This is a genomic window from Methanosarcina siciliae T4/M, from assembly GCF_000970085.1.
Taxonomy (GTDB): Archaea; Halobacteriota; Methanosarcinia; order Methanosarcinales; family Methanosarcinaceae; genus Methanosarcina; species Methanosarcina siciliae.
In genome coordinates this window covers 128,907-141,172 of the sequence record NZ_CP009506.1, presented here as the reverse complement: position 1 = coordinate 141,172, position 12,266 = coordinate 128,907, and the positions used below count along the sequence as shown (strand labels likewise).

General features: G+C 45.2%; 11 protein-coding genes and 1 pseudogene. 8 read left to right on the top strand and 4 right to left on the bottom strand.

Annotation, left to right across the window (positions count from 1 at the left end):
- The first annotated feature begins 167 nt into the window (after positions 1–167).
- From MSSIT_RS00665 to MSSIT_RS00640, 5 genes and pseudogenes are all read left to right on the top strand, one after another.
- Positions 168–824, top strand: coding sequence for a methyltransferase cognate corrinoid protein (locus MSSIT_RS00665; RefSeq protein WP_048169156.1), 657 nt, complete (start codon positions 168–170; stop codon positions 822–824).
- Positions 825–842: 18 nt separating this feature from the next.
- A pseudogene (locus MSSIT_RS21535) lies at positions 843–2,219 on the top strand (monomethylamine:corrinoid methyltransferase).
- Positions 2,220–2,515: 296 nt separating this feature from the next.
- The gene (locus MSSIT_RS00650) at positions 2,516–3,922 is read left to right on the top strand and encodes an APC family permease (protein WP_048169150.1); all 1,407 of its coding nucleotides are present in this window, start codon (positions 2,516–2,518) and stop codon (positions 3,920–3,922) included.
- Positions 3,909–4,178, top strand: coding sequence for a hypothetical protein (locus MSSIT_RS00645; RefSeq protein WP_048169148.1), 270 nt, complete (start codon positions 3,909–3,911; stop codon positions 4,176–4,178). Before MSSIT_RS00650 ends, MSSIT_RS00645 begins: the two co-directional genes overlap by 14 nt.
- 13 nt (positions 4,179–4,191) lie before the next feature.
- Positions 4,192–4,428 (top strand): efflux RND transporter permease subunit, encoded by a 237-nt coding sequence (locus tag MSSIT_RS00640; protein ID WP_048169146.1) that lies wholly within the window; start codon positions 4,192–4,194, stop codon positions 4,426–4,428.
- A 600-nt stretch (positions 4,429–5,028) separates the two neighbouring features.
- On the opposite strand, the gene MSSIT_RS00635 is transcribed toward MSSIT_RS00640, so the two are convergent.
- The 3 genes from MSSIT_RS00635 to MSSIT_RS00625 all read right to left on the bottom strand — a co-directional run bounded on the left by MSSIT_RS00635 (position 5,029) and on the right by MSSIT_RS00625 (position 8,737).
- Entirely contained in the window at positions 5,029–6,054 is a 1,026-nt protein-coding gene (locus tag MSSIT_RS00635; protein WP_048169144.1) for an AAA family ATPase, read from the bottom strand.
- Between the two features lie 68 nt (positions 6,055–6,122).
- A complete protein-coding gene (locus MSSIT_RS00630) occupies positions 6,123–7,835 on the bottom strand; it encodes a preprotein translocase subunit SecD (RefSeq protein WP_048169143.1) in 1,713 nt (570 codons plus the stop codon).
- The gene (locus MSSIT_RS00625) at positions 7,832–8,737 is read right to left on the bottom strand and encodes a protein translocase subunit SecF (RefSeq protein ID WP_048169138.1); all 906 of its coding nucleotides are present in this window, start codon (positions 8,735–8,737) and stop codon (positions 7,832–7,834) included. The genes MSSIT_RS00630 and MSSIT_RS00625 overlap by 4 nt, the downstream gene beginning before the upstream one ends.
- A 392-nt stretch (positions 8,738–9,129) precedes the next feature.
- On the opposite strand from MSSIT_RS00625, the gene MSSIT_RS00620 reads away from it, so the two are divergent.
- Together MSSIT_RS00620 and MSSIT_RS00615 are read left to right on the top strand one after the other, a co-directional pair.
- Positions 9,130–9,582 carry a deoxycytidylate deaminase gene (locus tag MSSIT_RS00620; RefSeq protein ID WP_048169136.1) on the top strand — a complete coding sequence of 151 codons (453 nt, stop codon included), beginning with the start codon at positions 9,130–9,132 and terminating at the stop codon, positions 9,580–9,582.
- A 369-nt stretch (positions 9,583–9,951) separates the two neighbouring features.
- Complete coding sequence (locus MSSIT_RS00615; RefSeq protein WP_048169134.1) at positions 9,952–10,404, top strand: deoxycytidylate deaminase; 453 nt, start codon at positions 9,952–9,954, stop codon at positions 10,402–10,404.
- A gap of 112 nt (positions 10,405–10,516) precedes the next feature.
- Here the strand turns inward: MSSIT_RS00615 and MSSIT_RS00610 are convergent, their stop codons facing one another.
- A complete protein-coding gene (locus MSSIT_RS00610) occupies positions 10,517–11,281 on the bottom strand; it encodes a coenzyme F420-0:L-glutamate ligase (RefSeq protein ID WP_048169133.1) in 765 nt (254 codons plus the stop codon).
- A gap of 564 nt (positions 11,282–11,845) precedes the next feature.
- Here MSSIT_RS00610 and MSSIT_RS00605 point away from each other — a divergent pair.
- Positions 11,846–12,244, top strand: a complete 399-nt coding sequence (locus MSSIT_RS00605) for a hypothetical protein (protein ID WP_048169129.1) — start codon at positions 11,846–11,848, stop codon at positions 12,242–12,244.
- Positions 12,245–12,266 lie beyond the last annotated feature (22 nt).

Here is a 12,266-nt window from a genome sequence, read left to right as displayed (position 1 = left end):
CTGTTACGAGAATTTGGTTGTCTAGAGACATCGTGTTCCCCAACGTACCATTGTGCTCCCAACGTACCATTGTGCTCCCAACGTACCATTGTGCTCCCAACGTACCATTGTGCTCCCCAACGTACCACACGAACAGCCAGTTTTCGACGGAAAATGGAGGTTTAAAAATGGCAAACCAAGAGATTTTTGATAAATTGACCAACGCGATCGTAACTCAAAACGTTGCAGGTTGCGCACAGTTAGCCCAGGAAGCCCTGGATGCAGGAATTTCACCTCTTGACATTATCACAAAGGGTCTTTCCCCAGGGATGAAGATTATCGGTGACAAGTTTGAGGCTGCCGAGGTATTTCTGCCTCAGATCATGATGTCTGCAAAAGCCATGGAAGCTGCAATGAAAATCCTTACCCCCGAGCTTGAGAAAACAAAAGTAGAAGGAGAGGAAGGAACCGGACTCGCAGTCACCTTCGTTGCAGAAGGAGACATCCACGACATCGGACACCGCCTTGTCACAACCATGCTTGGAGCAAACGGATTTGAGATCCTTGACCTCGGAACCGACGTCCTCAACGAAACCGTTGTGGAAGAGGCTGAAAAGCACAAAGGGCAAAAGGTTATCCTTGTTGGCTCAGCCCTTATGACCACCTCCATGCTCGGCCAGAAAGACCTCATGGACAGGCTCAAGGAGGAAAACCTCAGGGACAGCGTAAAATGCATGTTCGGAGGAGCACCCGTATCCAGTAAATGGATCGAAGAGATAGGGGCGGACGCTACAGCAGAAAACGCTGCCGAAGCTGCAAAAGTTGCACTTAACATAATGAAATAATCCTGGGAGGAAAAGCACATGACATTCAGAAAATCATTTGACTGCTATGACTTCTACGACAGGGCAAAAGTAGGAGAGAAGTGCACTCAGGACGACTGGGACCTTATGAGAATCCCCATGAAGGCAATGGAGCTCAAGCAGAAGTACGGGCTTGACTTCAAGGGAGAATTCGTCCCCACTGACAAGGACATGATGGAAAAGCTCTTCCAGGCAGGATTCGAGATGCTCCTCGAGTGCGGTATCTACTGTACCGATACCCACAGGATAGTGAAATACACAGAAGATGAGATATGGGACGCAATCAACAATGTCCAGAAAGAGTTCACCCTCGGAACCGGCAGGGACGCAGTAAACGTAAGGAAGAGAAACGTCGGGGACAAGAGAAAGCCAATTGTACAGGGCGGTCCTACAGGATCTCCGATTTCCGAAGATGTTTTCATGCCAGTCCACATGAGCTATGCCCTTGAAAAGGAAGTAGATACCATTGTAGACGGTGTGATGACTTCAGTCCGCGGGAAACCTCCCATCCCAAAAAGCCCCTATGAGGTCCTTGCAGCAAAGACAGAAACCCGCCTCATAAAACAGGCATGTGCAATGGCGGGACGCCCCGGAATGGGCATATAGGGCCCGGAGACTTCCCTGTCTGCCCAGGGAAATATATCATCTGACTGCGTTGGCGGCCAGATATCCTCAGACAGCCACGAGGTCTCGCAACTCAACGAACTCAAAATCGACCTGGACGCAATAGCCGTTATTGCCCACTACAAAGGAAACAGCGACATTATAATGGATGAGCAGATGCCGATCTTCGGAGGATATGCAGGCGGTATCGAAGAAACCACAATTGTAGACGTTGCAACCCACATAAACGCCTTTGTCATGAGCAGTGCAAGCTGGCACCTGGACGGGCCGGTCCACATCCGCTGGGGTTCAACCAACACCAGGGAAACCCTCACAATCGCAGGCTGGGCATGTGCAACCATCTCCGAGTTCACAAACATCCTCTCAGGAAACCAGTACTACCCATGTGCAGGGCCCTGCACAGAGATGTGCCTCCTCGAAGCTTCAGCTCAGTCCATCACCGATACAGCATCAGGAAGAGAAATACTCTCAGGTGTTGCATCCGCAAAGGGTGTAGTAACAGACAAGACCACGGGTATGGAAGCCAGGATGATGGGAGAAGTTGCAAGAGCAACTGCAGGTGTGGAAATCTCAGAGATTAACAAAATCCTTGACAAACTCGTAGCCCTTTACGAGAAGAATTACGCAAGCGCACCGGCTGGAAAGACTTTCCAGGAGTGCTACGACGTAAAGACAGTGACCCCGACTGAAGAGTACGTGCAGGTCTATGACGGAGCAAGGAAGAAGCTAGAAGAACTGGGACTTGTATTCTAAGCCGAAATTCGGCCTGAAGTCAAATAATATTAATGACAGGCCAGCGAGCTTTTCGCTGGCTAACTTTTTTTGGAAGATTTCAGGCACAACAATTACAGACATATTACGAATTATGAAAGAAATTTTTTCATGAATAGGTGAACGCATACAAGAATTCATTGTGTAAAAAAAGAAGGGGATAGAAAATGGATATCTGGACTGTTATAAACGGACTGATATATCTTCTGGCTTTTGGGCTGATTGCCTGGGTTTTACTGGATGCCAGCCGGGTTTCAAAAAGAAGAGGCTGAGACATCATGTCAGAAAACAATGAGTCTGCCAGCCTTGTGAAGACCCTGCGGCCCTTCCATGTATGGGCTCTCGGAGTAGGAATCGTGCTGGTCGGAGAATACATGGGCTGGAATTTTACTGTCGCAAAAGGAGGGGTGCTTGGTTCTCTGCTTGCCATGCTGGTTGCAGGAACAATGTATGTCATAATCTCCCTCTGCGCCAGTGAACTCGGAGCAGCAACCAAACTTGCAGGAGGACCTTACGACTGGGCAAGGTTATTTATCGGGCCCGGAGCTGCTGCCAGTGTAGGGCTTGCGGTTTATATGGAATACATAGCCCTTGAAGCGGCAGATGCTATTGTTGTCGCCTTCATCGCACAGAGCATCTTCCCGGAGCTGCAGGTCTTTCCCGTGACTTTGCTTGTTATTGCACTTTTGACCTTCATCAACTACCGTGGCGTCGTTGCGGCATTAACCCTGAACTTTTTCCTGACCATGATAGCTTTCATTTCGATAGTTGTCTTCTTCTTCGCAACAGCTTTCGGAGGAGTGGATATCCACCCCGAATACCTGTTTCAGGGAGCTCTGCCAAACGGCATGATAGGCCTCTTTGCAGCTTTGCAGTTCGGACCGTGGTTCTACCTGGGGATAGAAGGAGCGGCAATGTGCGCCGAAGAGTGCAAACACCCGTCAAGGGCAGTACCTCTAGGACAGCAGGCCGGGATGATCACCCTGCTCATGGGAGCAGCAATGACCCTTTATCTATGTTCAGTACTGATCCCAACGGACCAGCTCGGAGTTTCAGTGTATCCACTCTTTGAAGCTGCACAAAACAGCGGCATGTTCATTTTCATTGCCCTGCTAGGACTCGGGACATTCCTGACCTGCGTTGCCAGTGCAAATGGTTGTGTCTGTGACTCCTCACGTTCCTGGTTTGCCCTCTCCAGAGACAATTATGTTTCTTCCTGGTTCTCTGCAGTGCACCCGAGATACAACACCCCGTACAGGGCAGTGATTTTCACAATGCCAGTTGCAATTGGCTTTGCATTCAGCGGTTTCCTTGACCAGGTAATTACCTTCTCGATTGTCTCGGGACTGCTCTGCTATGTGCTGATTCCTTTCGCCCTGATTCGTTTCAGGAACCTTTTTCCGCAGAACACAAGCACCATCAGGCCTTTTGTGGGCCCCCTCCAGCCGTATATTGCTTACTTTGCAATTGCAATTGCAATCACAATTCTTTCAACGCTGTACTGGGGCTACAAATATAACCTGATCTTCGCCTTTGTGTTCTACGGCATTGCTTACTTCTATTTCAGTCACAGACACAGGAGTTTAAACATAGAAAATAACTGGACTGAAATGGGCTGGCCCTTACCCAGGGGCTCGGAAAATACAGGGATACGAAAGGAGGCGACAGGCATTGGAGACAAATGAACAGGCAATGGAAAGCAAATACCAGAGCAAACTCAACGGAGATACGGTTCTTGTTGTCGGCATGATGGCCTTGCTTGTAGGTGTGGAAGGATTTATAATATACAAAATCTTTGCCGAGACCTGGGAGATTGTTTCCGGTTTCTCCTACCTCTACGTAATTTTTCTCGGATTGATCGTTTCGATTGAGACTATCGGATGCCTGAGAGTTAGAAAGTCCATAAAAAACCATATGTTCGAGTTCAAATACTACGATTGAGGAGGCAAAAGATATGGCACAAAAGAGCACCATTGCAGAGGTCTTTGACATTGTGTTTATTTTCGTCCTTGCCTTCGCCTGTGTAGTTATTCCAACCGTAGTCCAGGGAGCTGTACTTGTTTCCTGGGAAGAGGGAGGATCAGGAATAGGCTTCGTCTGGGACCCGGTAGGCTTCTTCAGTTTCTTACTTGTCATAATTGCTTTCTTTGTAGTGATCCTGTATCACTCAGTAAAGCACTACAGGTACTGAAATACGGAAAAATACGGAAAAAAGCCTGAGTAAACAGGATGCCTGCCTGAAATTGAAATCAGGCAGGCAATATTTTTTAAAGTTTTGGAGCAAAGAAAAAAATTCGTTTTTTAAATGCAGCTACAGTTCAATTTTGCTGCATGAGCATAATCTCCCTGAAATGAGGGATTATTCAGGGAGCAATGGAGGGATTTTTTGTGGTGTGGATTTTGACCCAGAAGCCCGATAAAACTTCTGCTCAAGGGAATACAGGCTCTGAACCTCCTATAAAAAGTACAGGACACCTTGCAGATGTATCCTGAAATCTCAGGTCTGTACTCTGTTTAGAAAGTGTAATTGAGCCATTTAACTCCTGAGAAGCATGAACTTCCGGTTCATTTACAATAAAAGATAAAATTTAATCGTATATATAATTTACTATGTGATTTTTACTTGTTGAGAAATTATATATATAATTTACTGTTTGATGAAGAAATAAATAGAATTATTTATATAAGAGATTTAGAAAAAACTTTAAAGGAGGGAAAGGTATAAAAACAAACTGCTCACATCTAAAATAAATTAAGATAAGAAGAAGAAAAAACTTGATTCCCGGATTAATCAGGAGAATGTGGAAATCAACTTTTCGAGCTGGATCCTCTCACTGGCAGCATCCGTAAGTCTGGAATCAGCTTCTGAGATACTGACAATAAGGCGTGCAATATCAGCATCGGGTTCTCCTGAGTCTATAAGCGCTTCGGAAAGTCCCTCAAGGATATCAGTCCCGGAAAGTCCTTTCTCAATAATCATTCCGTCTATGAGCTGGCGTCCTCTGGCAAAATCTCCTTCAAGAGCCGCTTCAAGCAGTTCATCGATAGTCTCGTCCCTGCCTTTCATGGTAGCTTCATAGACGATTTCTTCCGTAATTTCAGCACCTTCTGCCCTGAGCGCAGCAAGCTGGAGAGTCTGGACAGCTCTTCCAACATTTCCTTTAGCCAGATAAAGGACCGCATCAAGTGCTTCATCGGAAAGTTTCAGTTTTTCTGCAAGGGCAATCCTCTCAAGATGGGTTTTCAGAAGAGAATCCGGAACATAGGCAAAAAAGACCTGAAGCCCCCTTGAACGGAGGGGAGAAATGAGTTTCGAAGGTCTTGTTGTAGAAAGAATAAACCTGCAGGTTGAACTGTACTTTTCCATGATCCGCCTGAGAGCATGCTGTGCATCCGAGCTCAGGGATTCGGCATTATCGATATAAATTATCTTGTAATCAGCATCAATGGAAGCCATTCCGGCATATTCGTTAACGATTTCCTTAAAAATATCTATTACGCTCTTGTAGATTTTTTTCGGATCATCCGTGCCCAGAATGCGGACAAAACGTTTATCCCGTACAAGGTAACGTTTTCCCTGGTCGAAAAAGTCCGAAGCGTTGAAATATATAAAGTTGTTTTTCCAGGTCTCTCCGTAGAGCTGCCTGGCAAGGGCAAGAGAAGCTGTTGTTTTCCCCGAGTTTTCAGGCCCGTAAAAAATAAGGTGAGGCAGGGTCCCGGACTGTAACAGTTCGGAAAGCGTTCTTACGGCATGTTCGTTTCCAAGCAGTTCTTCAAGGGTTTCCGCCCTGTATTTTAGAGTCCAGAGATCCTTCATTAATTCCACCTTGTTTTTCAGTTTTTGAATCCTCGGTTTTTCAGGGATTTTTATTTTTTCCCGGGCACTCAGTCAGCCGTACTTTCCTGGGAGCCGTTTCCTTCTACCTCAAGCAGTTCCTTGATTACCACACCGTAAACAGGTCTTGCGATAACCACACCGATGAAAACACCAATGATAGTGGTGATGGCAAATCCCTTCAGGGCTCCGAAGCCCATGACTACCAGGGGAGACATGGCAATAATCGTTGTGGCAGCTGCTCCGAAAATGATTGAAAAGGCCTTTCCAATTCTGGAAACAAAGACCCTTGTTGGAGGGAGTTTGCCTTCGTAAAGCACCTCATCCGTAATAATTACAAGGTGGTCGATACCTGTTCCGATTGCGGCAATTATACCTGCAATTGCTGCAAGGTCAAGCTGCCAGCCGATAGCTGCTGCAACTCCAAGGATCATAATGACTTCGCTGACGGAAGTCCCGATCATTGGCACCAGAATTTCAGGTCTCCTGTACCTGCGGAAAACAACTGCAGCGACTGCTAACAGAGAGAACAAACCTGCTATGACCGCTTCGGTTTTGAACTGTTTTCCAAGGGTTGCATCAACATGTCCTGAACCTACAAGCACCACATTTACAGGTAGGGCCCCTGCCCTGAGGTGAATCTGGAGGGTTTCGGCTTCGGTCTTTGCTGCCTCGTCCGTGCCTGTGGAAGCCTCCCAGGAATAGATGGGAGTTTCTTTCAGTCTGGATGCTGCAGAGTAACTGAGGGGAGCCCCGTAGATCTTCTCTTCATCCAGATACATGTTCAGATAGTGACTTTCGGGGTAATCCGTAGCTCCTGTATCGATTGCAACTTTCTGGAGAGCCCTTGCTCCTTCTTCATTCAGAGTAAAAGGAGTATGCCACTGGTTATCGTGGTAACTCGGAATCCCCACGCTTACAATGGAGTCGCCGTAAAGGACATGCTGGGTTTCATTTCCAGTAGTCTGTATGCGTATCTCGAATTTTCCGGGCTTTTCGGCAATATCCTTTGCCGTTGCAAGGTCGATCCCTGCAAAATCGATGAGGATATAGTCCTCTCCGACAGTCCTGACAGGAATATCCTTCAGACCGAGGGAGTTAAGTTTGTCGTTCAAGATATCCCTGGTCAGATCCCTTGTATCGGTACTGACACCCTCTTTATAAGTCGAGGTCCCGTCTTCATTCTTGAGGATTGTGCCTCCGACTTTTTCCATAAGGGCTTCAATCTCTTCTTCTGAGGCTTCAGCCCTGATTTCATAAACAGTACCGTCTTCGGTACTGATGGGAAGCACTTCCGCATCAAAGGCCTTTGCTAGGTAAGCCTGAATCAGGGTTTCCTTGGTAGTAGTAAGCGTTACCTGGGTCGTACCCTGGCTAAGCTTATCAACGCTTACACTGCCAAGATCCAGAAGCTCAAGCTGGGATGCACTGACCGTGGCGGATGTTGTGAATGTGAGGTAACGGTCAGATAAACTCACCCCACTGACGTCAAGGTTGCTGTCCGTGACCTGGATAGGGGCGCCGATTACAGGTTCTACCAGTTGGCTGACTATCATTTCAGGATCCGCATCTACCTGGACAAGAGCTCCCTGTAATTTGATCTGAAGCCAGGAACCGCCTTCAAGGTCAAGTCCGTAATTCAGGTTAGTGTTCAGCCCTTCTTCAGAATTATAACCCGGATGAATAAGCACAACAGAAGCAAGCAGGGCAAGAATGAAGATGATAACCCTTACATTTTTAAAGAGGCTTTTTTTATCTCTCATCTGTTATACCTCCCTCTAAATTCGGGTTTTGTCACATACCACCGCAGAATCCCGGTGTTGAGAAGCCAGGTGTTCATAATATCTGCAAGAAGCCCCACGATCAACACGCTTGAGATCTGCGAAAGCAGGGTAATCTGTGTGAACGAAGGAATTACCAGGTAGGGGAAAGTTGAAACTATATACATAACTACAAGGGCTGCAAGGGTTGTTGTGGTCATGGTAATCCCTGTCTGCATTGCCCTTGAAATCTTTTCTACCACCGTACCCCTGCGTTTGAGCATTCTATTTGTCAGCAAAATGTCACTGTCCACCGAATAACCAATGAGCATCAGCAGGGCTGCAACCGTTCCAAGGGAAAGTTCGATCCCTGCAATCCGCATGAAAGCCGCAGCAATCATAATGTCCGAAAAGGCAGAAAGAACCACTGCAAAAGAAGGTGTAATGCTCCGGAAAATAAGGAAAACCACAATGGACATTCCTATAAATGATATGAAAACAGCCCGAAGAGCCTGAACCTGCAGTTCCTGGCCGTAAACGGGTCCTATCTGTTTGATTTCTACGTTAGAATAACGGCCCATCACATCGTCTTCAAGCTGACGCTGTTCTTCATTGTCCATAATCCCAAACTGCATGATAACCCTGCTTCCGGCCTGCCGGGCATCCTTGATGGGATAAGAGGAGTACATTTCTTCAAGCACAGCAGGGGAATCGGTTGTCTCTACCGAAATCTGGGTGCCGCCCTGGAACTCCATTCCCAGGGTTACCGGCGACCCGCTGCTTGCAAAAGAAACCAGCAGTACGGCTAAGGAAACTGCAAGTACTGCAAGGGGGACTGCCAGCAACTGGCGATTATCGTGATTTTTCACGAAATTATCTAAAAATTCGGTCAAACCTGTTGCCATAATTAAATACTCCGGATGAATGCATATATTTTTTAGAATTTACCCGAGCTTATTTTTCCGGATTACAATCCAGAAAACATTCAAATTCATAACACGGAAATGTCCTGATTTACAGGCCAGAACCATCCAGAATTATCGTCCGGAACGTACCTGGTAACTTGAAATTATCAGCCTTTTCGAACTCTGGTCCCGGGAAAAATATTCCACATTCCATATAGTATAAATAAGTCGCTTCATTTCAGCTCTATACACCATAGATTATATTAATTATTCCTCGAAAAACGATTCTTTATCTATATAGCGTTAATTCATTTCATTTAAAATTTATTGTCAAAGGCGACACAAGTTTTAACGTTACAACTATATATACCAGTTACTGTTCATTAAAAATAATGACAGAAAGACCTTCCCTTGACGAGTACTTCCTGGAAATAGCATTCGTCGTAGCCAAAAGGGCGACCTGCCTCCGTAACAATGTTGGGGCAGTGATCGTCCGCGATAAACGTATTCTCTCAACCGGATATAACGGTGCGCCAAGAGGCCTGGAACACTGCCTTGACATAGGATGTATCAGGGAACTTGAAAAAATCCCTTCAGGCACGAGGCATGAAAAATGCCGGGCAGTACATGCGGAACAGAACGCCATTATCCAGGCTGCAATCCATGGGGTCAGCATTTCCGGAGCAACCATTTACTGTACCCACCAGCCCTGTATCCTGTGTGCAAAAATGATCATAAATTCAAATATCAAAAAGGTAGTATACTCAACACCTTATCCGGACACTGATTCCCTGGAGTTCTTCAGGAGTGCTGGCGTGGAAGTCGAATGCCTTCCCTTAAAATGATAAAAAAGGAATGGTAAAAGGAATTCCCCGCAAACTCTAAAACCGGGATTAGCAGACTCTCTAAATAAATCGTTTATTAAAAGGCGCCAGAAAGGCTCTTTCAATTCATTTTCTGAAGGCGTCGAAGTCCTTTTTCATAACATCCATATCTTCAGGGTGGTAATTCTCACTCATGGACGTTTCTTCTTAACAGTAGTAATGAAACAATCAAGCCCGTGAATGGTCATTTGCCAGAAACTGGCGACTCTTGTGATTTTCATGAAATTATCTGAAAATGAGGTCAATTCCGAAAGAATTTAGAATTAATTGCCAGAAATGGCACAAGTTCTAACACTATAACTATATACCAGCTACTCTTTATAAAAAATAATGATAGAAAGACCTTCTCTTGACGAATATTTCCTTGAAATTGCCTTTGCTGTAGCCAGAAGGGCGACCTGCCTCCGGAGTAACGTCGGGGCAGTGATTATGCGGGATAAACGTATTCTTGCAACCGGATATAACGGAGCTCCAAACGGTCTGGAACACTGCCTTGAGATAGGGTGTATCAGGGACCTTGAAAAGATCATTTCAGGCACGCAGAAAGAAAAATGCCGGGCAGTGCATGCGGAACAGAACGCCATTATCCAGGCTGCAATCCGTGGAGTTAGCATTGCAGGAGCAACCATTTACTGTACACAACAGCCCTGTACCCTGTGCGCAAAGATGATCATAAATTCAAATATCAAAAAGGTTGTATACTCAACACCTGATCCTGACACTGATTCCCTTGAGTTTTTCAGGAGTGCTGGCGTGGAAGTCGAATGTTTTCCCTTAAAATGATAAAAGGGGATGGGGACTGGAAATTTATCCGTACAACCAAAAACCAGAATTAATAGACTCTAGATTCCCCAAATAACTCGTATATTAAAGGACATCAGAGAGGCTCTTTATTTCAATTCTTTTTCTGCAAGCATCGAAGCCCTTTTTTGATGACATCCATATCTTCAGGGCGGTAATTCTCACTCATGGATGTTTCTTCTTCACAGTAGTAATCAAGTCCGCGAATGACCACTACAGGGATTCCTCCTGCCCCTTCTCCCATCAAAATGTTGGCAGCTCCTGCAAGCTCATCAGCAACTGCTTCTTCCGTAATCTCCAGAACTTTGTCGAAAAGGTCCTTTTCCCCTATCCAGCGTTTTATGGGCTTTATTTTGTAAATCCCTATGGCTACTCCGGTCTGCCCGATTTTGAAAGCTCTTCCGTTTGTGTCCGTAATAATAACACTTAACTTTTTCCCGCTAATGTTTTCAAGCCGCGCTCCAAGTATAGAGGCACTTGAGTCCGGATTTTCAGGAGAATAGAGCAAAAAACCTTCCTCGATATTGGACTCGTCAACCCCTGCATTTACACAGGTATGCCCTGCAAGCGTTGTAACAAGCATAAAAGGAGCCTCAACAAAGACTTCCTTACTCTTAGAAAGGACGGCCTGGATAAAGCGGGCATCTTTCCCTGTCCTGGACGCAATTGCGAGAGCCTCTTCCCCGGGGGTGATGTTTTCAAGCCTGAAAGTTTCCCCTTCGGCTTTTGCAACAATGGTCGAGGCAATAACAATGATATCTCTGTCCTGAAGTTCAATCCTCTCACAGATTATGGAGGGCAAGTCGTCCCCTTTCCGTATCAGGGGGATGTTTTCTACGGCAATTGCTTCAAATTTCAAGAGGCTTCCTCAAAAGCTTTAAATTTTATAAAATATAGAGCAACAAAATATGGAATAGTAGATGGTATAGAACGGTAGATGGTATAGAACGGTAGATGGTATAGAACGGTAGATGGTATAGAACGGTAGATGGTATAGAACGGTAGATGGTATAGAACATTAGATTTTATGGAATGGTAAATTTGCTCTGACAATAAGACCTTTTTCATTGATTTCGGGAAACTTTTCCGATGAGTTAGGGAAACAGCCCCATTAACGGAATAATTTACAGCAGAAAAGGCAGTAACCATAAATAAGACCACCGATATACAGGATTTTGCGGCGATGATGAGAGTTACCCCAGCTGAGCAAAAAATGATGAGAACAATTTCCTGATGCCGCACTTTTCACTCTATTTCCCGGTTATTTTAAGATTTTCAGTTTATTTTGGTTTTTCAGTACCTTATTTTCCGGCCATTTTGCCTGAATTGATCAATTTTTAATTTTTCCCCATTTTAATACAGGATTCTTTTTGAAAGCATAATTAAGAATTTTTATCTAGGTTGTAAACCAATTTCTTAAGGGGTGTTAAGTATTAGCCAATATGACCTGAGTGAAATCATAGAGAAAATCAAAGAAAAAAATCCGTTTGAGTATAAAGATAGTCCCCGTGGGAAAGCTCGAGCCTTAAGAATTATTGCAAGCAAGTTGTACTATTCCCTGAACTATGAAAACGAGCCTCAGGCAACCAGGGAAAAGGTAACCCAGCTTCTTCTTTACCATGGGCAGTTCAGCAGGGAAGAAATCGATGAAACCTTCAAAACATCAGCCAGAGGAACCACAGAGTATTCCATCGAATTTCTAAAGCAGCATCCAGAACTTGCAAAAGCCGAAGCCATGAAGAGTAAAGAGTTCCGAGATGAAGAAGCGGAAGAAGCGGAGAAACTCTTAGAAATTAAGTATATTTTCCCGCATTACACATGAGTTTTTGAGACAATTTTTTCTG

Excerpts from the sequence above, each read along its gene's own strand:
- MSSIT_RS00665 (WP_048169156.1), top strand. The coding sequence starts at position 168 with ATGGCAAACCAAGAGATTTTTGATAAATTGACCAACGCGATCGTAACT.
- MSSIT_RS00650 (WP_048169150.1), top strand. The coding sequence starts at position 2,516 with ATGTCAGAAAACAATGAGTCTGCCAGCCTTGTGAAGACCCTGCGGCCC.
- MSSIT_RS00640 (WP_048169146.1), top strand. The coding sequence starts at position 4,192 with ATGGCACAAAAGAGCACCATTGCAGAGGTCTTTGACATTGTGTTTATT.
- MSSIT_RS00635 (WP_048169144.1), bottom strand. The coding sequence starts at position 6,054 with ATGAAGGATCTCTGGACTCTAAAATACAGGGCGGAAACCCTTGAAGAA.
- MSSIT_RS00630 (WP_048169143.1), bottom strand. The coding sequence starts at position 7,835 with ATGAGAGATAAAAAAAGCCTCTTTAAAAATGTAAGGGTTATCATCTTC.
- MSSIT_RS00625 (WP_048169138.1), bottom strand. The coding sequence starts at position 8,737 with ATGGCAACAGGTTTGACCGAATTTTTAGATAATTTCGTGAAAAATCAC.
- MSSIT_RS00620 (WP_048169136.1), top strand. The coding sequence starts at position 9,130 with ATGACAGAAAGACCTTCCCTTGACGAGTACTTCCTGGAAATAGCATTC.
- MSSIT_RS00615 (WP_048169134.1), top strand. The coding sequence starts at position 9,952 with ATGATAGAAAGACCTTCTCTTGACGAATATTTCCTTGAAATTGCCTTT.